Origin of the sequence: Enterococcus sp. C50 (genome assembly GCF_040887505.1) — a bacterium.
In the GTDB taxonomy this organism is placed as follows: Bacteria; Bacillota; Bacilli; order Lactobacillales; family Enterococcaceae; genus Enterococcus_B; species Enterococcus_B thailandicus.
In genome coordinates this window covers 368,214-390,904 of sequence record NZ_JBFOFW010000001.1, presented here as the reverse complement: position 1 = coordinate 390,904, position 22,691 = coordinate 368,214, and the positions used below count along the sequence as shown (strand labels likewise).

Below are 22,691 nucleotides of genomic sequence, written 5' to 3'. Positions count from 1 at the left end.
GGGCAGATATTATGTATGAAAATCTTTTACCACGTTTTTTAAAATATGTGAAAACTGAAACACGTTCAGATGCAACAAGCACAACGACACCTTCAACAGCTACACAAATCGCTTTTGCGCAAGAGCTCAAAAAAGAATTAGAAGAACTAGGATTATCTGATGTTTTTTACAATGAGGAAAATGGATTTGTAATGGGAACTTTACCAAGTAATGTAGATTATCCTGTTCGTTCAATAGGCTTTATTTCCCATATGGACACAGCAGATTTCAATGCAGTTGGTGTTAATCCACAAATCATTGAAAATTATGATGGTGAATCAACAATTGTTTTGGACGAAGCAGGACGATACACGTTGAATACCAAAGATTTTCCTAACTTGAAAAATTATGAAGGACAAACACTCATTACAACAGATGGTAGTACATTACTTGGTGCAGATGACAAAGCAGGAATTGCCGAAATCATGACTGCAATGGAAATCTTGCTTAAAAATCCAACGATTCCACATGGTGAAATCAAAGTGGCGTTTGGTCCTGACGAAGAAATTGGTGTCGGTGCAGACAAGTTTGATGTTGACCAATTTAATGTGGACTTTGCTTATACAATTGACGGAGGCCCACTAGGTGAGTTGCAGTATGAAACATTTAGCGCAGCGCAAGCCAATTTAACGATTCTTGGGAAAAATGTTCACCCTGGAACAGCGAAGGATACAATGATCAATGCGTTACAATTAGCTATTGATTTTCACAACCAGCTTCCTGCAGATGAAGTTCCTGAAAAAACAGAAGGATATGAAGGTTTCTTCCATTTAATGGCATTAACAGGTAACCCAGAAGAAGTCACAATGAGTTATATTATTCGCGATCACAATCGTGAAAAATTTGAAGCACGTAAAGCGTTGATTTCAAGTATCCAAGAAAAAATGAATCAAGCATTTGACCAAGAACGAATCAAGGTTGACATGTTTGATCAATATTACAATATGAAAGAAATCATCGAAAAAGATATGAGCATTGTTGAACTAGCTAAACAAGCAATGCTTGATCTAGACATCAAACCTGTGATTGAACCCGTTCGTGGTGGAACAGATGGCTCAAAAATTTCTTATATGGGTATTCCAACACCAAACATTTTTGCTGGTGGTGAAAACATGCACGGGCGCTTTGAATTTGTTTCGTTGCAAGTGATGGAAAAAGCAACTGATGTGATTGTAAAAATTGCTGAGTTGAGTACGAAAGATAAAAAGTAATTTGGTGATGTGAATTGAATTCATTAAAGTAAACCTAAAAAGTTGGGGCAAGTGAGTAAATCATTTGCCCCAACTTTTTTATACGTGTTTGTTGCGGACACTTTCTTTCAATTTTTTAATAAAAATCAAAACAATGATCTCAATTTTTTTCATTTTTGGCAAAAAAAAGTAAAATAGGGTAGAAGGTGGCGATAACTATGAAAAAACTACTAGTATTTTATAACAAAAGTTCAGGAAAAGATGAAGGAGAGAAGTTGGCTAAATGGTTTCAACAATATGCGAAGAATAAGCAACCAGACTTAGAGATTCAATTAACTCAAACAGGACCTGAAATTCGTGATGAAACGCTGATTGAAAAAGCTGAATCTTTTGATGCAGATACGTTGATTATCATTGGCGGCGATGGAACGATTCATCATATCGTTAAAGCCTTTCAAAAGACGATTGAAAATTATCACATTGGTTTGTTGCCAGGAGGCACGGTGAACAATCTTGCTCGCGTATTGGAAATTCCTTTAGAAAAAAAGGCAGCAGCAGATGTCATTTTAACTGCACAGACGAAAGCCATAGATTATGGAACAGTCAATGATTCAGTCATTATTTCAACGTTAACAGTTGGGTTACTGGCTGATACAGCAATGCGTGTGAGCCAAGAAGAAAAGCAAAAATTTGGGCCTTGGGCATTTGCTAAACGATTCATTAAATTGGTCGTGCAAAAACGTCGCTATCGTTTAACGATTCAAACGGATGATAAAAAGTGGGAGCAAAAAGTTCAGCTACTAACTGTTACCATGACGAACTCAGTAGGTGGGTATACAAATTTTGATGATTTAGCAAGTCCTGATGATGGGAAATTCCATGTAACAATCATTCCAAAATTGAACTTCTTTTCTTACGTCTTTTACTTACCTCGTATTCTACGAGGAAAATTTTATACTGTTCCGGGAATTGATTACTATACAACAAGTGAATTGCGACTGGCCAGTGAAAAGAAAGTGGGCACTCGAACAGATGGAGAAACGACAGATAATCTACCAATTAAAATGACAGTAATACCAAAAGGGTTGGTTGTTTATGTACCAAAAAATAAATAGTCTTTACATTCAATAGTAGTTTAGGGTAATCTTAAAAAGTACGATTTGAAAAGGAGAAAAGATGGAAGTTTTGATACACAACCCTTTATGGTTCTATTTGATTATTGTTAATTTGTATTTGTTTTGTCTGATGGGCTATGATAAACACCAAGCAAGAGTTGGTGCATGGCGCGTTCCTGAGAGCAATTTGATTTTTGTTAGCCTGCTTGGCGGTGGTCTAGGTGGATTGATTGCTCGCAAAGTTTTTCACCACAAGACATTAAAGAAAAAATTCACGATTGGCTTTACTGTCGGCGTGATTGTTGATGTGATTTTGATTTATTTTTTCCATTAAGGAGTAACGGATGTCGAATAAACGAACAAAAACGAAATTATTTTTAAACTTGCTATTATTCTTGTTGATTCTCGGTATCATTTACTATTTGATTCAGCATTCTTTAGCGGATATTTTAGCAGAATTATTATCAACAAGTCTTGTTGTATTGCTTGGTGTTCTTTTGCTGGGAACGATTTACCAGATCGCGGAAGGCCGTTCCATTAAAGAAATTGCGAAACCTTTTGCTCCAGAGTTTTCAACAAAGGATGGCTTTTGGACTTCCTGCTACGTTGCATTTTATCGAATTGTTTCTTTTGGTACAGGAACCCTGATTTCTGAAGTCTACTTTTATAACAAAAAAGGAATGAGGTTTTCGCAAGGCGTAGGGGTAACAGCTTTACACATGATTATGTACAAGATGGCGGTAATTACGTACGCGATAATTGGTTTACTGATTCAGTTTTCATTGTTTTATACAAAAGCGCCAAAAATGATTCCTTTTATTTTAGCAGGGATCATTTTAACAATTGTTATTGTGAGTGCCTTGTTAGTTTTATCAATGAGTATCAATGTTCAAGTATTCTTTGTAAAAATAGCTAATCGACTGTGTAAACGAAACAAGACACGAGCACTAGTTGATAATTGGAATATCCAAATTTATTCGTTACGCGAAACAGTGCAGACAATCGTAAAAGATCGAACAGCACTGGGCTGGATCTATTTTTGGAATTTAGTCAAATTACTCTTCTGGTACATCATTCCTTATCTGACTTTAGTTGAGAATCACCCATCAGTGGACTTCTTACTAACTTTTTCTTTTGTTAGTTTTGCTGTGGTTTTAGCGGGGGTGTTGCCGACTCCAGGGGGTATCGGTTCTTTTGAATTTGTCTATTTGTTATTGTTCCGCCCACTTGTCGGAACAGTTGATGCGGTATCTTCGTTATTATTGTATCGCTTTAGTTCATTTGTCTTACCATTTATTTATGGCATGTTCTATGTCCTCGTTGAACGACGTGCAGTTATCAAAAAAGAAATCAGTGAAGTTAGACGAGAAAAAGTCAGCGAGTCTAGCCGAGAAGAAATGTAAAAAATCTAGAAGTGAAGAACAGAAGTAATTGTTCTTTTACTTTTAGATTTTTTTTGGAATGTCAGAGTTTATTTTTTGACCAATGTTGACCAAAAGAGTATAATGTTTCTTGTAGGATTGATGGGTAAGAAACAATCATCCTTGAACTTTCAATATAGGAGGTAGTTTATATGAATATTGAAAAAATGACAACTACGCTTCAAGAAGCGATTGCAGAAGCGCAACAAGTCGCTGTGACGCGAAAACATCAAGAAATTGATATTGCGCATCTTTGGAAAATTTTTTTACAACCAAGTCATTTTGGACGAAATTTCTATACGGACGCGGGAGTTGATGTTGATCAATTTGAACGCGAAGTTGACCGATTACTAGATGAATATCCAAGTGTTTCAGGTGGAAATATTCAGTATGGTCAAAATTTAAGCCAAAATTTATTTAGCTTGTTAAATGAAGCAGACCAATTAAAAGAAAGCTTTGGAGATGAATTTTTATCAACAGAAATCGTTATCCTAGCATTGATGAAATTAAAACATTATCCTTTAACAACTTATTTAGTTAAACAAGGAATTACAGAAAAAGAACTTCGAAAAAATATTGAAGATATGCGAGGAGGGGAAAAAGTGACCTCAAAAAATCAAGAAGAACAATACAAAGCATTAGAAAAATACGGTGTTGACTTAGTGCAACAAGTCCGTAGTGGCAAAATGGATCCGATTATTGGACGTGATGAAGAAATTCGAGATGTCGTTCGAATTCTTTCACGAAAAACAAAGAATAACCCTGTTTTGATTGGGGAACCTGGGGTTGGTAAAACAGCGATTGTCGAAGGATTAGCACAGCGAATCGTTCGCAAAGATGTTCCAGAAAACTTGAAAGATAAAACTATTTTTTCATTAGATATGGGGGCATTGATTGCGGGTGCAAAATTCCGTGGTGAGTTTGAAGAACGATTGAAAGCTGTTTTGAAAGAAGTAACAAAAAGTGAAGGCAGAATTATCCTATTTATTGATGAAATCCATAATATCGTGGGTGCTGGTAAAACAGAAGGCAGTATGGATGCTGGAAATTTACTAAAACCAATGCTTGCTCGTGGCGAATTGCATTTGATTGGTGCAACAACTTTGGATGAATATCGTCAATATATGGAAAAAGATAAAGCTTTGGAACGTCGTTTCCAAAAAGTACTGGTTAAGGAACCAACTGTTGAAGATACCATTAGTATTTTACGTGGATTAAAAGAACGATTTGAAATTCACCATGGGGTCAATATCCATGATAATGCTTTAGTTGCAGCTGCTACTTTATCAGATCGTTATATAACAGATCGTTTTCTACCAGATAAAGCAATCGATTTGATTGATGAAGCAAGTGCTACGATTCGTGTCGAAATGAATTCGATGCCTACGGAACTTGACCAAGTGACTCGTCGATTAATGCAATTAGAAATCGAAGAGGCAGCATTGAAAAAAGAATCAGATGATGCAAGTAAAAAGCGTTTGAAAAATCTACAAGAAGAACTAGCTGATTTACGTGAAGAAGCAAATGCAATGAAGATGCAATGGGAAACAGAAAAAGAAGAAGTCAATACTGTTTCAACGAAGCGTGCGGAAATCGACAAAGCCAAACATGAGTTAGAAGATGCGGAAAATAATTATGATTTAGAACGTGCAGCTGTCTTACGTCATGGAACGATTCCTCAACTAGAAAAAGAATTAAAAGAATTAGAAGCAAAAGCAAAAAATGATGATATCAAAATGGTTCAAGAATCTGTGACTGAAAATGAAATTGCTCAAGTTGTCGGTCGATTGACAGGGATTCCAGTAACTAAGTTAGTTGAAGGAGAACGCGAAAAACTAATCAAGCTAAATGAAACATTGCATAAACGTGTTATTGGGCAAGATGAAGCAGTTGATGCCGTAAGTGATGCAGTTATTCGTTCGCGTGCTGGATTGCAAGATCCAAATCGTCCACTTGGCTCATTCTTATTCTTAGGTCCAACTGGGGTAGGGAAGACTGAGTTAGCTAAAGCATTGGCAGAAAACTTATTTGATTCTGAAGATCATATGGTTCGAATTGACATGAGTGAATACATGGAGAAACATTCAGTGTCACGGTTAGTTGGAGCTCCTCCAGGCTATGTTGGTTATGAAGAAGGCGGTCAATTAACTGAAGCTGTTCGCCGCAATCCATATACGATTGTTTTACTTGATGAAATCGAAAAAGCACACCCAGATGTCTTTAATATTTTATTACAAGTGTTAGATGATGGGCGCTTGACAGATTCCAAAGGACGAGTGGTCGATTTTAAAAATACTGTGTTGATTATGACAAGTAACATTGGCTCACAATTATTATTAGAAGGTGTAACAGCAGAAGGAACAATTCCAGAAGCAGTGGAAGAACAAGTACGTACCATTTTGCGTGGAAACTTTAAACCAGAATTCTTGAACAGAATTGACGATACGATTTTATTTACACCATTGAGTTTGGAAAATGTTAAGGGAATCGTTAACAAGATGGTTGCTCAATTAGCTCGTCGTTTAGAACATCAAGAGATTCAATTAGAAATCAGCGAAGCAGCAAGAACTTGGATTGCAGAAACTGCCTACGAGCCAGCTTACGGGGCACGGCCATTGAAACGTTTTATTACGAAAGAAGTGGAAACACCTTTAGCAAAAGAAATCGTTGCAGGTCATGTTTTACCAAAATCAAAAGTTACGATTGATTTTCTTGCTGGGAAACTCCAATTTTCAACAGAAGAATTGACAGAAGAAGAATAAATGAATGAAAAAAACACTTCAATCATTTCGATTGAAGTGTTTTTTTATGGTATCAGTGCAAATAAGCAAGTTAGTATTTATTTCTTCGCTTTTTCTAAACGATAACTTTTGAAGTAAGCCAAATTTTTTCGGCTGTTCATCCAAGCAAAGATTCCCATGAACAAGGCACCCATTGTATTCGTAAACAAATCACCCATTGTGTCCATCAGCGCAGCTCGACCAATAAATAAAGTTCCATTTGAAGCTGCAAATCTTTGTAAATTCATTCCTAAAAATTGATCGCAAAGGAACTCCCAGAATTCCCAAAAAACGCCACACGTTCCAGCAAAAGCAAAACCAAATAATAAAAATAACCAAGGACTGGTTTTTTCAATCGGCGCATCTTTCATTAAATAACCAATCAAACCATAACCTAACGCTGTCAGAACCATTGGACTAACTGCATGAAGAATCTTGTCCCAAAAAGGAATGATACTAATCAAGTGTAACCCTGTTCCTAAAAAGACAGAAATGAAAAGGAAAAACCAATAAAACAAAACAATAGCAGCAGGAATTCTTATTTTAAATAGTTTGAAAATAATTTGTGGTAAGAAAATCAAAACGATACCAGCTAAGGACTCGACGATAAATGTGATTCCTTGCGTAGTAGAATATTTTTGCGTAACAAATTCAAAAATATTGTAGCCAACAACAAATACCCCAAAAGCCAGTAGGGCAGTTTGTACTTTTTTTAACTCATTAATAATCATTGAGATGCCCCCTCAGATAAATATTCTTCAATTTTTTTCAATAATTCGGTTTCTGAAGCGACCACTTCACCATTCAATTTGATCAACCCAACAGTATAAAGATTTAGATAATGAAATTGGTTTTCTGCAACTTCTTGTAAAGCAGCAATTTTTTTAGGGTGTGTTCCACCTTGTTGACGCGTATCTGTGTATAAACCAATCACAGGGATTCCTTTTGCATAAGCAACACCAATTTCAGATGCCACTCCAGCATCAATCGTTAATCCATCGAGTAAAGCAACCATCAATTGGCTTTCCAAGACTTTTTCGGTGTCTGCCAATGCAATCATTTGACTGTCTGCGTAAGCTGTTTTGTCATTGATTGCTTCATTTTCTTGTGGTAAATAAACAGTAATTTTTGGTGAAATCTCACGAATTTGAGCAACAAGATTAGCGTTATATAAAAGGTCGCTTTTAGCGAACATAGGTCCAGCAAAATAAATGTTCATTGTGTATTCATCCTTTATTTTATATTTTAGAAATAGTCACTAAAGTAAGCTTCTGTATCTGGAATGATTCGCTCAAGTGACCGTAAAGTTTCTTTATCAGTTATGATTCGTTCGATTCGAGAAAGGTACGCAGCTCGGCGATAATTCATCATCAAACAAGTCAAAGTTTGGATATCCAAGTAAACAGCTTCACCAATTGGTTCATTAAGAATTTGTACTTGATCTTCTTCATCCCAAATCAAACCAAAGACGCCGTTATTCCAAGGTGCAATCGGATCTGTCAAAACGAAATGAAATGGTTTTGCTGTGCTAGCAAAAGGAAATTTTTGTAAAAATTCTTTGACATCAACGATTCTTGCCATAAAGTAAGGTTCGATTTGTTCCGTAATTTGGCTGTCTTCAAGTAAGAAAGCCAGTGGTTCATTTTTATAAATGTCACCTTTTACCCAATAAATCATAGAGAAATGTGCAGAAATGAAATTCCATAGACCGTTGCGTGCTTCTTGATTCAAATAAAACATTTCTTTTACATGAAATACTTCTTCTGCAACCCAATAGAACAAGACACCAAGTGGTTCTTGATTGGCTCCATAGTAGACAGCAGCCGTTCGTTCTTCTTCATTTTCAAAGCGCCAATATTCTTCCCAGTGAAAACCACTGCGAAAAAGTGCGCCATGATTTTGACGTGCAAATTTTTCATAGACAGCATAAACATCTTCGTGATCCACTGGTAAGCGTTCAACCATTCCGTTAACGGGAACTTGTTTAGGCAATTGTGTATCACGTATTTTAAAGGAAAGTTTATCTGACATGATTTCCCAACCTTTACGACGATAATACGGAATATTATAAGGGTAAAGATAAGAAATCCATTGTTTCTTTTTTCTCATATTATCTAAAGCAACGACAATCAAGTCTTGCATTAAACCGTGGTTCGCATACTCTGGATAAGTACCGACTCCTGTGACACCACCCATTAAATAGGGCGTACCATGAATGTTGACTTCACAAGGGTAGATAGCGATTTGTGAAATCAATTGGTTATCATAGAACCAACCAAATACTTCGGATAGTTCTAAGATAGGGCGTTTTGATTTGATGAATTCTCGTTTACTTTCAAATCCACTTTCCTCAATATCAGACTCTGTTACTTGAAAAACATAGGACAACAATTCGTTAAATTGATCTACGTTTTCCTCCGTAACTGATTTTAACTCAAGATTTTCTCTGAAATCTTTTTGATCCATTCTTTCATCTCCATTTATTTGATTGATTTAAGTATAACAAAACTTAGGAAAAAAAACTTCTAAACGGTCACTAATGAAAAAGGCTTTAAATTCCTGTATTTCGTTGGTATAATGGAAAGTGCTGATTAAATGAAAAGAGGAGACGCTATGGATATAAATAAAATGAAGCACCGCCAAGAGCAAATTCGTAATTTCTCGATTATTGCTCACATCGACCATGGAAAATCAACGTTGGCCGATCGTATTTTAGAAATGACGCACACTGTGACGTCTCGTGAAATGCAAGATCAGCTGTTAGACTCAATGGATCTCGAACGTGAACGTGGTATCACGATAAAACTTAATGCAGTTGAATTAAACTATACAGCAAAAAATGGAGAAACATATATTTTCCATTTAATCGACACACCGGGACACGTCGACTTCACCTATGAAGTTTCACGTAGCTTGGCTGCCTGTGAAGGGGCAGTGTTGGTCGTGGATGCAGCGCAAGGGATTGAAGCACAAACATTAGCCAATGTTTATTTAGCTTTAGATAACGATTTGGAAATTTTACCAGTTATCAATAAAATTGATTTACCTGCGGCAGATCCAGAACGCGTGCGTAAAGAAATCGAAGATGTAATCGGAATTGATGCCAGTGAAGCTGTACTAGCTAGCGCGAAAGCTGGAATTGGGATTGAAGATATTCTTGAACAAATCGTAGAATACGTTCCTGCACCGACTGGTAACTTAGAAGCACCGCTGAAAGCATTGATTTTTGACTCTGTTTACGACAGTTATCGTGGTGTCGTTCTAAATGTTCGGATCACTGACGGAGTAGTAAAACCTGGTGATAAAATTCAAATGATGAGTAATGGGAAAACTTTTGATGTAACAGAAGTTGGTGTCTTTTCACCGAAAGCAGTTGCCAGAGATTATTTGATGGTCGGCGATGTAGGTTACATTACTGCCAGCATCAAGACTGTGCAAGATACGCGTGTTGGGGATACAGTTACACTTGCTGACAATCCAGCTGAGGAAGCTCTTCCAGGTTATCGTAAAATGAATCCAATGGTTTATTGTGGTTTGTACCCGATAGAAACTTCTCGTTATAATGATTTACGTGAAGCATTGGAAAAACTGCAATTAAACGATGCTGCGTTACAATTCGAGCCAGAAACGTCACAAGCACTTGGCTTTGGATTCCGTTGTGGCTTTTTAGGATTGCTGCACATGGATGTAGTGCAAGAACGATTGGAACGTGAATTTAATTTAGAATTAATTACAACGGCGCCATCTGTAATTTATCATGTGAACAAGACAGACGGTTCAACGATTGTTGTAGATAATCCGGCCGACTTTCCAGAACCTGTCACTATTCAAGATGTCGAAGAACCTTTTGTAAAAGCACAAATCATGGTTCCTAATGAGTTTGTTGGCGCAGTTATGGAATTGTCGCAACGCAAACGTGGTGAATTTATTACAATGGATTATCTAGATGATTATCGTGTGAATGTTGTTTATAACATTCCATTGTCTGAAATCGTGTTTGATTTCTTTGATAAATTAAAATCAAGTACGAAAGGTTATGCCTCTCTTGATTATGAAATGTCAGGTTATCAAAAGAGCAAGCTAGTGAAAATGGACATCTTATTAAATGGTGAGAAAGTCGATGCACTTGGCTTTATCGTCCATCGTGACTTTGCCTACGAACGTGGAAAAGCAATCGTTGAAAAGCTGAAAAAACTGATTCCAAGACAACAATTCGAAGTCCCAATCCAGGCTGCAATTGGCCAAAAAATCGTGGCTCGTTCGGACATTAAAGCTTTGCGTAAAAACGTCTTAGCAAAATGTTACGGTGGGGATGTTTCTCGTAAGCGTAAGCTTCTTGAAAAACAAAAAGAAGGTAAGAAACGAATGAAACAAATCGGTAGTGTCGAAGTCCCTCAGGAAGCCTTCATGGCTGTTCTTAAGATGGATGAGGATGAGCCAAAGAAATAGCAAGGGTTTCATCATTTTTGATAGTTCAAAAGTTTGTGAAATTTAAAAATATTCGCCCTATGTTCGCCCAAGTTTTTATTTGGGCGAACATAGGGCGTTTTAGTCCATAGATCTTTTTAAACGTTGGGCGAAAATATCTACAGCTTCATTTCTCATTTTCTTTGTAACGTGTGAGTAAGTATCCATAGTGATAGAAATTCTACTGTGTCCGAGACGTTCAGATATTTTTTTCATTTTTGCGCCATTTTCAAGGAAAAGTGTAGCATGGGTATGACGAAGAGAGTGGAAATTGAAAGAGATAGATAATGTTTTAGATATTCTTCGTGTATGTGATTTGACTGATGAAGGAGTAACTAATTCGCCATCTTCTTTTGTACATATGGCATTAAAATCGTGATACCATTTTCCGTATTTCATTCGATTTTCTAGTTGCTTTTTTATGCAGCAGATGATCGAGTTAAAGGTAGTATCCGCAAACAAGAGTATTTATATCCAGTTAAACAATAAAAAACTGAAGAATGAACAGTTGGTAGTTATTAAAAAATCTACTTTCAAGGCAAGTGAGTGTTACGTCCTTCAGAGGCTATTAAAAAGTTGTATCTTAAACCACAGATCATTTTAGTGAGTTTTTTTATCATAAAAACACTCATAATCTCCTAATTTACGTTTCTGCCAATCTTTTTTTAATCAGCGATTCGTACTCTCGGCACTCTTTCATCATTTTTGTGAAGATTTGTTGTAGGTCATCTAACTTGCGCTGACAACAAGATAAAATCTGAACTCCTTTTCACAGCTACAGATAATAAGTGACAGTAAGAATGATATTAGTTCTTCGAATAACAGCTGAGATTGATACTACTCTAAGATTTAACTGTTTCTAATGTCAGAAACAAGAACTAGTTATTATACTGTGTACACGTGCGGGACTAATCCACAAAAAATTCTCTAGTTGTAGTTGGCTAAAAGATTGTTTAGATAATATTTTTTTAGAGGCTAAAAAAATATTCATGTTATAATTAAATCATGAATCCTTTTATACTTACGATGCGATAAAGTGAAAATCCTATATTTAGGGAGTTGGAAAAATGAGCAGCGATTATACAAGCGAAGCGGATATTGAAAAACAACTGATCGAACAGTTAACAAGTGGTGAGAGCCAATGGACTTATCGAAAAGATTTAAACACCGATAATTTATTATGGCAAAATTTTTTTGAGAAGTTAGAACAGAATAATGTAAGAGTACTGGACGACAATCCATTGACTGAGCAAGAAAAGCTTCAAATTCAAAACCAACTAAATTTTGTAAATTATTATGAAGCCGCAAAATGGATTGCGGGTGAAAATGGCATTGCAAAAGTTCAAGTTCAGCGAGAAGATGCGAGTCTAGGAACAATCCGACTAGAGGTCCTCTGGCGAGACAATGTAGCTGGTGGGAAATCTAGTTATGAGGTTGTCAATCAGGTACTAAGAGATAAAATTGATACGAAAGATGCGGATCGCCGTTTAGATGTGACCTTATTAATTAATGGGTTACCGATGATTCATATCGAACTAAAGAATCGTTCAACAGGATTCATGGATTCCTTTCGTCAAATAAAAAAATACGACGCCGAAGGTAAATTTAGAGGCATTTACTCTACTTTGCAAATGTTCGTCGTTTCTAATGCTACTGAGACAAGATACATTGCTGCTGCTAAAGAATCTAAGATAAATGATCAGTTCTTGACAAAATGGGTAGATAAAAACAATCGGCCAGTTGTTTCATTAAATGATTTTACAGACCAAGTTTTATCTATTCCTCGAGCACATCAGATGGTTATGCAATATTCAGTAATTGATGATGATAAAAAATCACTGATTTTACTTCGACCATACCAAGTGCATGCAATTGAAGCCGTCAAAAAAGCTAGTGGTCGTCAACAATCTGGCTATATTTGGCATACTACCGGTAGCGGGAAAACTTTAACAAGTTACAAAGTGGCTCGCAATCTGCTTCAAATTCCAGCAATTGAAAAAACGATTTTTGTCGTCGATAGAAGAGATTTGGACCAACAGACAGCTTCAAGTTTTCTTTCCTATGCAGAAAACGACACGATTGATATCGATGAAACAGAGAACACACATAACCTAGTGAAGCGTCTTTATGCTTCAGATAAGCGTGTTATTGTGACGACAATTCAAAAGATTAATACGATGATGAAAAAATTTGAAGAAGGTAAATATACAAGAGAATATAAAAGAATAAAGGAGCTAAAACTGGCCTTTGTAGTGGACGAGTGTCACCGTGCGGTTTCTCCAGAACGTCAACGAGTGATCCAGCAATTTTTTATCCACTCTCTCTGGTATGGGTTCACAGGTACGCCAATTTTTAAAGAAAATAAACGTGCACAAAAAGGTGATTTAGCTCAAACTACTGAAGAACAGTACGGCGAAAGATTACACCAATATACAGTAAAAGAAGCAATCCATGATAAGGCAGTTCTTGGATTTCAGCCTGAGTATAAGCATACGATTATTAACAAAATAGATGAAGGTGAAATTTCTGATACGGTTTATGAAACAGATGAACATATATTAGCGGTTATTGACTCAATTGTTAATCATTCATATCAAAAATTAGGATTTCAAAAAGGTGTTGGGCGAACATACAGCGCTATTTTGACTGTTAAAAGTATCGCAATTGCTCAAAAATATTATGATTTGCTGCAACAAGTTAAAACTGGAGCCACGTCAGTGAAAGTAAGTGAAAAGGGGAAACGAGTACTTCCAGATTTTCCAAAAGTAGCGATAACTTATTCTGTAACTGAAAATGAAGAGTCAAGTGTGGATAATCAGAAGCATATGAAACAGGCAATTGAGAATTATAATAAAGAATTTAACACTCACTATTCAGTAAGTGACATTCGAGCTTACAATAGTGACGTTAATGAACGGTTAGCACGTAAAAAAAAACGATTCACTTTTAGAGAAGAACAGCTTGATTTAGTGATTGTTGTTAATCGTTTGTTAACAGGGTTTGACGCGCCATGCCTTTCGACTTTGTTTATTGACAGAGTACCTATGAAGCCCCAAGACTTAATTCAAGCATTCAGTAGAACGAATCGACTTTTTGATAAAACTAAGTCTTATGGACAAATCGTGACTTTTCAAAAACCACATCTTTTCAAAGAGGCTGTTGACGATGCCTTACGTTTATACAGCAATGGCGGTGAAAATTATGTATTAGCACCAAGTTGGGGTGAAGAAAAGGCAAACTTTGATGAGAAAGTGAAACAGTTAAAATATATTGCACAGACACCAGAAGAAACCCCAGAAATTGACTCTGCTACTGACGCTGATTTAAAACGATTTGCAAAAGCCTATCAAGAATTTGATAAATATTTTGCCTCTATCCAAGTCTATTCTGACTATAATCAGCAAGATGTCCTTGGAGAATCCAATCTGACAACCAAAATAATTGAAGAGTATGCAGGAAAATATGAAAATGTGATTGATGAACTAAAAAAGCGTCGAGAAGATACTGATTCTAGTAATGAAGGTACTGACATTGACATTTTCTATGAATTATCAAGTGTTCATACGGATGAAATTAATTACAACTACATCCTATCACTTATTCAAGCGTTTATTCCTGATGATCGTGTAGAAACAAAAGAACTTTCTAATAAGGATATTCAGGCGGTTTCAGAATACATTAACGAACTCGGTAAAACAAATCCAGGTCTAGCGGATTTAATCAGCAGCCTCTGGTTGCAAGTTCAATTAGATCCGGAACTTTATCGTGGGCAATCAATTTCTAATCTTTTAGATGCTTTAATTGAGGAAACGATTCAAAACCAAGTTCAATCGATTGCTGAGCAATGGTTCGTGGGCTATGATGAACTGTTATTCCTTGTCAAAAACTATAGACGAGGTTCCAGTAAGCAACGAGGTGAATATGAATTAAGAAAGTCACAAAATTATGTAGCCTACAAAGAAAAATACGGAGACCAAGCGCTAAGCCCGTTAAAATATAAGGCTGCAATTAAGCCCGCCTATACAAAAATCATTCAAGATGTTATAGAACCACTACTACAAAGAAGATAGCAAGGAGATCCATACAACTATGTCAACAAGTCAAACAGAGAAATCTAAAACCCTATATCAAGCACTTTGGAATAGTGCGGATATTTTGCGCTCTAAGATGGATGCAAATGAATATAAGTCTTACCTGTTAGGTATGATTTTCTATAAATATTTATCGGATAGAATGTTGTTTTATGTGGCAGATACCATGCAAACACCAACAGATAATTTACTAACTGCTCAAGAAATTTATCTTGATGCTTACAATGGCGAAGATACTAAAACAGATTTAATTGAGGTTTTAAAAGAGGATATTAGTTACTTTATCGAACCCAATTTAACATTCACTTCATTAGTTAATCAAGTAAATGTTGGTGAATTTCAATTAGAGTCACTAGCCCAAGGTTTTAGAAATATTGAACAGTCTAATGAAATATTTGAAAATTTATTTGAAGATATTGATTTGTATTCAAAAAAACTTGGCGCAACTCCACAGAAACAGAATCAGACGATTGCTTCGATCATGAAGGAACTTTCAGTTTTAGATATTGCAGGTCATGCAGGTGATGTGTTGGGGGATGCTTATGAATATCTGATTGGCCAATTTGCTAGTGACTCTGGTAAAAAGGCTGGAGAGTTCTATACACCTCAACCAGTAGCTAAATTGATGACCCAAATTGTACTTCATGGAAAAGAAAATCAAAAAGGCTTTACTGTTTACGATGCAACAATGGGTTCAGGTTCGCTCTTATTAAACGCAAAAAAATATAGTAATCAACCGGGAACAATCTCTTATTTTGGCCAAGAGTTGAATACTTCTACTTATAACCTCGCAAGAATGAACATGATGCTGCATGGCGTTGCAGTTGAAAATCAATTTCTGCATAACGCAGATACACTAGACCAAGATTGGCCAACTGAAGAACCAACTGACTTTGATGGTGTTTTAATGAATCCACCGTATTCTGCTAAATGGAGTGCAGCCCAAGGATTTTTACAAGATCCTAGATTCTCAACCTTTGGTGTGCTTGCACCTAAGTCAAAAGCTGATTTTGCTTTTTTATTGCATGGTTACTATCATTTGAAACAGTCCAGTGGCGTAATGGCAATCGTATTGCCCCATGGTGTCCTATTCCGTGGCAATGCTGAAGGGAAAATTCGTCAACGGTTACTAGAGGAAGGAGCTATTGATACTGTGATTGGTATGCCTGCTAATATTTTCTTTAATACGAGTATTCCAACAACCGTTATTATTTTAAAGAAAAATCGAACGAATCGTGATGTCCTGTTTATTGATGCTTCAAAAGATTTCGATAAAGGCAAGAACCAGAATACTATGACAGATGAACATATTCAAACTATTTTAGATGCTTATATTGATCGTAAGGACATTGATAAATATGCACATTTGGCAACTTTTGATGAGATTAAGGAAAATGATTATAACTTAAATATCCCTAGATATGTTGATACGTTTGAAGAAGAAGAGCCTATTGATATTGTTCAAGTTACTCAAGAAATCACAAAGTTAAACAGTGAAATTAAACAAGCGGAAGCTGAATTTTTAATTATGTTAGATCGGTTAGCTACCACTCCTGAAACAAAAGATTTGATTGAAGCAACAAAAGGAGTGTTTAAATAATGGTTGATAAAAGAGTGCCAGAGTTACGGTTTGAGGGATTTGATGGTGATTGGGAACAGCGTAAGTTGGGAGACTTAGGTTCTGTCGCAATGAATAAAAGAATTTTTAAAGATCAAACTTCGGACAATGGAGAAGTTCCATTTTTTAAAATTGGAACTTTTGGAAGTTATCCTGATGCTTTTATATCTCGAGAACTATTTGAAGAATATAAATCGAAATATCCGTATCCTGAAGTTGGAGATATATTGATTTCTGCTTCTGGGAGCATTGGTAGAACTGTAGTATATCAAGGAGAAGACGAGTATTTTCAAGACAGTAATATAGTTTGGTTGAAGCATAATGGTCGATTAGATAATAAATTTTTACAGCAATTTTATTCAATTGTTAATTGGCAAGGTATAGAGGGGAGTACAATTAAACGGTTGTATAACAAGAATATACTTGATACAAACATAAGAGTTCCTACTCTGGATGAACAAAATAAACTAGGGGCTTTTTTTGAGCAACTCGACGACACTATCGCTCTTCATCAGCAAAAATTAGACCAATTAAAGCGATTAAAGCAAGGTTTGTTACAAATTTTATTTGGGAATAAAGAGCCGGTGCCTAAAGTGCGATTTGCGGGTTTTGACGAAGAGTGGGAGCAGCGTAAGTTTAAGGAGTTGAGTACAAAACAGGGAAAGAAAAATTCTCAAGGCTTAGACTTTCCCGCGTACTCTGTAAGTAACAAAGTAGGGTTAATAGCACAAACTGATCAATTTGACGGGAGTAGATTAGATGATTTAGAAAAGACTTCATATAAATTTGTTGAGCCAAAGGAGTTTGCTTATAATCCTGCGAGAATAAACGTGGGATCAATTGCCTTTAATAACCTTAATAAGAAGGTGATTGTCAGTTCACTTTATGTTGTTGTAAAAATGTCGGATGATCTTGACAATGAATTTATTCTTCAATATATCAAGTCTCCGATATTTATTAAAGAAGTCAGACGTAATACAGAAGGAAGTGTAAGAGAATATTTATTTTATGAAAATTTTGCTAACATTAAAGTTCCATATACAAAAAGCATTGAGGAACAAAGACTAATAGGAATGTTCTTCAAGCAACTAGATAACACCATCAACCTTCATCAAACCAAATTAGAAAAATTAAAACAACTAAAACAAGCATTTCTTCAATCTATGTTTATTTAAAAATAAATCTTCACAATCAACTTAAACTTCCTAATAATTAATGAGTAACATCAAAATTATTAGGAGGTTTTTGTATTGAAGAGAAAAAAGATGCAGCTATTTCACAAATACTTTGAAGAATGGATTGAACTTTATAAAGTAGGCTCTATTCGTCCAGTCACTCTGGAAAAATACTACATGAGTTTACATTGGGTGACGAAGTTAGCACCTGATGTAAGACTTTGTGATCTTGATAGGAGAAGTTATCAAACTTTACTGAATGCTTATGCGGAAGATCATGAGAAGCAGACTACGATGGATTTTCATCACCAAATCAAGGGAGCTATATTAGACGCAGTTGATGAAGGAATATTGACTCAAAATCCTACTCGAAAAATAATTATTAAGGGTAAGGCTCCAAGAGAAAAGAAACCAAAATTTTTAAATCAACATGAAATTCAGTTACTGTTACGGGAATTGGATCTAAAACAAGAATTAAATTGGGATTGGTTCATTTTATTGGTGTCTAAAACAGGGTTAAGATTTTCTGAGGCATTAGCACTCACACCAGATGATTTTGATTTCTTTCATCAAAAAATAACTATAACTAAGACATGGAACTATCGAAATTCAAAAGGGAGTTTTCAACCTACCAAAAATACTTCTTCTGTGAGAAAGATTCAAATGGACTGGCAACTAGCAATGCAATTTTCGCAATTAGTGAAAGACTTAGAGCCAGATCAGCCTATCTTTGTTAAAAAGCGCGTTTTTAATTCTACAGTCAATAATCGTTTAAAGGTTCTATGTACTAACGCAAAAATACCTGTTATAACAGTTCATTCTTTAAGACATACCCATGCCTCACTATTACTATTTGCTGGTGTATCAATAGCTAGCGTTGCCAAACGGCTAGGACATTCTAGCATGACTACGACTCAAGAAACTTATTTACACATTATTCAAGAATTAGAAAACCAAGATAACGATAAAATTATGCGACACTTATCTTCTCTCGTATAATAAAAAAGGCGCGAAAGCGCCTTTTTTATATAAACATTTTTTGTAGAAATGCTTTTTTTAGTTGTTTTAATTTTTCTAATTTGGTTTGATGAAGGGCGATAGCATCATCTAACTGCTTGAAGAATGAACCTATTTTTTGTTGCTCACTTAATATTGGTAATAAAATACTTTGCTTCAAGAATTCTATCGAATTCAAAGACTTCATCATTCTAGCACTTGAGGTTGCATTTATAAGAATTTTTCTCATTACATCAGGGTTGTTAATATAACGTTTCATAAACTCATTATTATACTCATCGACCGCACTATATACATCATAAATGTGTGACACAATTCCGTTCTGACAGTCATTTAGGACAAACCTCCCATTTGGAAATTCATCATTGGTATGTCCTTCGAAAGCAATATTCCCTTTCCATATTTTGTTATATGTTTTCATATACTCATCTGAGGATTTTGCAGAAGGTGGGGACAATTTCATTTTAGCAACCGAAATTACAGAATCACTATGAAATTCTAAGTCCTTGTTCTTTTGTGTATACTTTTTGAATATACCTCCTAACTTACGCTGCTCCCACTCTTCGTCAAAACCCGCAAATCGCACTTTAGGCACTTGTTCTTTATTCGCAAATAAAACTTGTAACAAACCTTGCTTTAATCGCTTTAATTGGTCTAATTTTTGCTGATGAAGAGTGATGGTGTCATCGAGCTGTTTGAAGAATGCTCCGATTTCTTGTTGCTCTCGCTTAGATGGAACTAAAATATCCCATTTTTTCACCTCTGACATTGGTACTAGATTAGTAATAGCTGAGCCAGGATTAGCACCTGTCAATTTTCTTTGCATGTTATCTGCTCGAACAAATTGAATAAAATATTCCGAATCAGTAACTTCAGTATTAATTTTGAACCTTATAAGAGCCTGATTAAATACTCCTTGTTTAATCCCAATTGGAACACGAGAAATTCTCCCGATTGTCCCAGCACCGCTCATAATAAAATCTCCTTCAGTTAACGAGAACTTACTTAACTCTCTAAATTTTGATTCAGTTATGTTATATCGAGTTTCATAATTATCATAAATTGCATTTTGTTGCTCATAAACAACGTAGTCACTTTTTGGAACAAATATTTCTTTTTTTAACGCACTTCCAAACGGACCACGACGAACTCCATCTTTTTTATTTAATAGTTCTTCAAACTTACGCTGTTCCCATGCCTGAAAAATAGTTTTCTACTACTGAGTTTTCGGTAATAATTGCATGCATAGAATGGAAATTGTTAGTTGAATTGACAGCAAGCTAAAATCATTCTTTCCCATTGAGCCTAATAACCAATAAATAGTTTATGTATGCTAGTACATAGTTCGATGATAATGTTAACCAAACTATAGCCGTGGTATGGTGGCAAGTGAGCTATCTAACAAAAGAGTACAATTTCATGGCGTCGCAAATGTATCTAAAAAACTACAAAAAAGAATTGTCTAGCTAAAATAAAAAATATTATTTTTTTAGTAAGTTTCAGTTTTACATAGCGTTGTGCCCAAGCAGAATACGCTTGTCTGATCAATTCGATATAGCGCTAAGGGGCGTTAAATCAATTACTCAGCAAACAAAGTTAAGTTTTTATTTATTCTCACTCAATTACAACATGTCCAGATAGATTGCTCTACCAAATCCTTTAGACGGTCTCGATCAATGAGGGGATTACTAATGGAAAGGACAAGTCATTTTTCTTTAAAAAGGTTTAAATTCAAAATCCGATTGTCAGCACAGAAAATCTATGCTACTATTTCGTTAACCTTTAATCTTTATTTGGTTAACCAGTTGTAACTAACAATAAAAGAAATTTAAAATAGTGCATCCGGAAGAAGAATTGGATTAGGTCAATAAACTTAATATAGAGGAATGTGAAGTGTGATATGGATAAAAAGATGAAATCTACAAGGGAATTTGATGTAAAAATATTGACAAAAATGGCTTTATTTTTAGCCTTAATCATCGTTTCTGGGATGATTGCTATTCCTGTCCCAGCTATTGGAGTTCCAGTTGTTTTACAGAATATGATTATTATGTTGACTGCTGGATTTTTAGGCAAGAAATATGGAACAATCACGATTGGCATGTTTTTAGCCTTAGTATTTATGGGTGTGCCAATCCTTTCTGGCGGTCGTGGTGGCTTAGCAGTTTTATTTAGTCCTAGTGGCGGTTTTTTGATTGGATTTTTACTTTGCGGTTTTATAATTTGTCCCATATTGGAAAAAATTGGTAGTGACACTTACTGGAAAATATTATTAGCTTTTATCGTAGGCGGTGCCTTGTTCATCAATATTTTGGGGAGCTTCACTTTAGCTTATTTTAGTCATCAGTCTTTGTGGACAGGGTTAAAAATGGCAGCTTTTTTTGTTCCAATCGACATTGGAAAATCGATAATCGCGGCTATTATTTACCAACGACTAAAAAAATATACTGTTTCTGGAGAAGCTAAATGATTCCTTTTTCCAATATATCCAAAGAAAAAACAGCTATCATTTATCATGAGCAATTCATTAATTATGGGAAACTACAACAAATGAGTCGTTCTTATCAGAAGAAAATTCAAAAAGAAGAAGAACGGATTGTTTTTATTCCTATGGATGAGTGTCCGGAAACCGTTTATAAATTAATTGCTTGTATCTTGGCAAAAAAAATTTTTGTTCCTATTTCAAATCAAAGACCAGAAGAACAGGTAAACAAACTTATAGGTGAATTTTCCTCTTCTATTTTATGGACGAAAGAAATTTGTCATTTTCAAACAAATAATAAGCCCATCTTATTTCCAGAAGACACACTTTTTATCGGATTTACTTCTGGAACAACGGGAGAGAGAAAAGGGTTTATTCGTAATCAAAAAAGCTGGATTAACAGTTTCAACATTTTTCATTCAGTCCCCGTTTTTGCAAAAAAAAACTATGTGACCTGTTTGACGCCACTTCATTATTCATTAGGTCTTTATACATTGTTACAAACATTATGTTCAGGACAAACTTATTTATTAGGAATAAGAAAAATAAGTAGTCTTGCATCAAATCCGGCTGTTCTCAATGATAGTCAAATTTTCTCAGTACCGACGGTTTTTAACTATTGGATTGAAAAAATGGAGAAGCCAATGTTTGGTACATTTGATGTGATTTTGGGTGGGGAATCAGTCACAGAAAATCAAAGAAAAACGTTTGCCTCTAAATGTCCTGAAGCAAGATTATTTGATTTTTATGGAACATCAGAAACAAGTTTTATTAGTTACAATGATCAGCAGCTTCCAGAAAGAAATTGCCTAGGCAATTTCTTTCCTAAAGTGCAAGTGACGATTCTAGACGCTGACGATTCGATTGGGGAAATTGCTGTGAAAAGTCCCATGAATTTTCAAGGCTATTTAAATAATGGACAGATCATCTTAGCAGAGGAAACGATTAAAACTGGAGATTTGGGGAAATATGAAAAGGTTCTTTTTTACTTTGGACGTAAAGATAAACGTATTAACCGAAAAGGAGAAAAAATATTTCCTGCTTATCTGGAAAAAATAGTCTTACAGTTACCCCAAATTAAGGATGCTTTGATATATGGTGTGTCTGACCCAGAATTGGGCGAACGTGTTTTGGCGGAGGTTGTTTGGAAAGATGAACCTCTTGCATTGAGTGCAATTAATGAATTTATCAAAGAAAACAGTTATCGAAAAGGTAAAATTGATACCTTACTTTCAGTCCAAGAAATTCAATATAACGAAAGTGGAAAGAAAAAAAGATTTATACAGGAGAAATAAA

Annotated in this window: 16 protein-coding genes and 1 pseudogene; 12 read left to right on the top strand and 5 right to left on the bottom strand. The window is 35.4% G+C overall.

The features are described 5' to 3' along the window. The first annotated feature begins 11 nt into the window (after nucleotides 1–11). The 5 genes from pepT (at nucleotide 12) to clpB (ending at nucleotide 6,527) form a co-directional block, all read left to right on the top strand. Nucleotides 12–1,250: a peptidase T gene (pepT, locus tag AB3I20_RS01715; RefSeq protein WP_067481794.1), complete on the top strand. Its 1,239-nt coding sequence runs from the start codon at nucleotides 12–14 to the stop codon at nucleotides 1,248–1,250. Nucleotides 1,251–1,447: 197 nt separating this feature from the next. After that, nucleotides 1,448–2,344 carry a diacylglycerol kinase family protein gene (locus AB3I20_RS01710; RefSeq protein WP_067481796.1) on the top strand — a complete coding sequence of 299 codons (897 nt, stop codon included), beginning with the start codon at nucleotides 1,448–1,450 and terminating at the stop codon, nucleotides 2,342–2,344. A gap of 61 nt (nucleotides 2,345–2,405) precedes the next feature. Further along, nucleotides 2,406–2,678 (top strand): DUF1294 domain-containing protein, encoded by a 273-nt coding sequence (locus AB3I20_RS01705; protein WP_067481798.1) that lies wholly within the window; start codon nucleotides 2,406–2,408, stop codon nucleotides 2,676–2,678. 10 nt (nucleotides 2,679–2,688) lie between these two features. Further along, the gene (locus AB3I20_RS01700; RefSeq protein ID WP_071868442.1) at nucleotides 2,689–3,747 is read left to right on the top strand and encodes a lysylphosphatidylglycerol synthase transmembrane domain-containing protein; all 1,059 of its coding nucleotides are present in this window, start codon (nucleotides 2,689–2,691) and stop codon (nucleotides 3,745–3,747) included. 170 nt (nucleotides 3,748–3,917) lie between these two features. Next, a complete protein-coding gene (gene clpB / locus AB3I20_RS01695; RefSeq protein WP_368026864.1) occupies nucleotides 3,918–6,527 on the top strand; it encodes an ATP-dependent chaperone ClpB in 2,610 nt (869 codons plus the stop codon). Between the two features lie 77 nt (nucleotides 6,528–6,604). Here the strand turns inward: clpB and AB3I20_RS01690 are convergent, their stop codons facing one another. From AB3I20_RS01690 to AB3I20_RS01680, 3 genes are read right to left on the bottom strand one after another with little or no spacing between them, the layout of a single operon-like run. Continuing rightward, a complete protein-coding gene (locus AB3I20_RS01690) occupies nucleotides 6,605–7,273 on the bottom strand; it encodes a hypothetical protein (RefSeq protein ID WP_368026902.1) in 669 nt (222 codons plus the stop codon). Further along, a complete protein-coding gene (locus tag AB3I20_RS01685; protein ID WP_067481806.1) occupies nucleotides 7,273–7,764 on the bottom strand; it encodes a nucleoside 2-deoxyribosyltransferase in 492 nt (163 codons plus the stop codon). The genes AB3I20_RS01690 and AB3I20_RS01685 overlap by 1 nt, the downstream gene beginning before the upstream one ends. A 26-nt stretch (nucleotides 7,765–7,790) precedes the next feature. After that, entirely contained in the window at nucleotides 7,791–9,011 is a 1,221-nt protein-coding gene (locus AB3I20_RS01680; RefSeq protein WP_067481808.1) for an enhanced intracellular survival protein Eis, read from the bottom strand. A gap of 147 nt (nucleotides 9,012–9,158) precedes the next feature. Here AB3I20_RS01680 and lepA point away from each other — a divergent pair, with 147 nt between their 5' ends. After that, nucleotides 9,159–10,994, top strand: a complete 1,836-nt coding sequence (lepA, locus tag AB3I20_RS01675; protein WP_067481810.1) for a translation elongation factor 4 — start codon at nucleotides 9,159–9,161, stop codon at nucleotides 10,992–10,994. A 99-nt stretch (nucleotides 10,995–11,093) separates the two neighbouring features. Here the strand turns inward: lepA and AB3I20_RS01670 are convergent. Continuing rightward, nucleotides 11,094–11,450: pseudogene (locus tag AB3I20_RS01670) on the bottom strand (tyrosine-type recombinase/integrase); the annotation flags it as partial. A 629-nt stretch (nucleotides 11,451–12,079) separates the two neighbouring features. Here AB3I20_RS01670 and AB3I20_RS01665 point away from each other — a divergent pair. The 4 genes from AB3I20_RS01665 (at nucleotide 12,080) to AB3I20_RS01650 (ending at nucleotide 18,895) form a co-directional block, all read left to right on the top strand. After that, a complete protein-coding gene (locus tag AB3I20_RS01665; RefSeq protein WP_368026863.1) occupies nucleotides 12,080–15,082 on the top strand; it encodes a type I restriction endonuclease subunit R in 3,003 nt (1,000 codons plus the stop codon). Nucleotides 15,083–15,101: 19 nt separating this feature from the next. Continuing rightward, nucleotides 15,102–16,703, top strand: a complete 1,602-nt coding sequence (locus tag AB3I20_RS01660) for a type I restriction-modification system subunit M (protein WP_368026862.1) — start codon at nucleotides 15,102–15,104, stop codon at nucleotides 16,701–16,703. After that, on the top strand, nucleotides 16,703–17,896 hold the full coding sequence (locus AB3I20_RS01655; RefSeq protein ID WP_368026861.1) for a restriction endonuclease subunit S: 1,194 nt from the start codon (nucleotides 16,703–16,705) through the stop codon (nucleotides 17,894–17,896). The genes AB3I20_RS01660 and AB3I20_RS01655 overlap by 1 nt, the downstream gene beginning before the upstream one ends. 90 nt (nucleotides 17,897–17,986) lie before the next feature. Beyond that, nucleotides 17,987–18,895 carry a site-specific integrase gene (locus tag AB3I20_RS01650; protein ID WP_368026901.1) on the top strand — a complete coding sequence of 303 codons (909 nt, stop codon included), beginning with the start codon at nucleotides 17,987–17,989 and terminating at the stop codon, nucleotides 18,893–18,895. Nucleotides 18,896–18,920: 25 nt separating this feature from the next. Here the strand turns inward: AB3I20_RS01650 and AB3I20_RS01645 are convergent, their stop codons facing one another. Next, nucleotides 18,921–20,120, bottom strand: a complete 1,200-nt coding sequence (locus tag AB3I20_RS01645; protein WP_368026900.1) for a restriction endonuclease subunit S — start codon at nucleotides 20,118–20,120, stop codon at nucleotides 18,921–18,923. 705 nt (nucleotides 20,121–20,825) lie between these two features. Between AB3I20_RS01645 and AB3I20_RS01640 the strand changes: the two genes are divergently transcribed. Continuing rightward, nucleotides 20,826–21,383: a biotin transporter BioY gene (locus AB3I20_RS01640; RefSeq protein ID WP_075492150.1), complete on the top strand. Its 558-nt coding sequence runs from the start codon at nucleotides 20,826–20,828 to the stop codon at nucleotides 21,381–21,383. After that, complete coding sequence (locus AB3I20_RS01635; protein ID WP_368026860.1) at nucleotides 21,380–22,690, top strand: AMP-binding protein; 1,311 nt, start codon at nucleotides 21,380–21,382, stop codon at nucleotides 22,688–22,690. The genes AB3I20_RS01640 and AB3I20_RS01635 overlap by 4 nt, the downstream gene beginning before the upstream one ends. The last annotated feature ends 1 nt before the right edge of the window (nucleotide 22,691 follow it).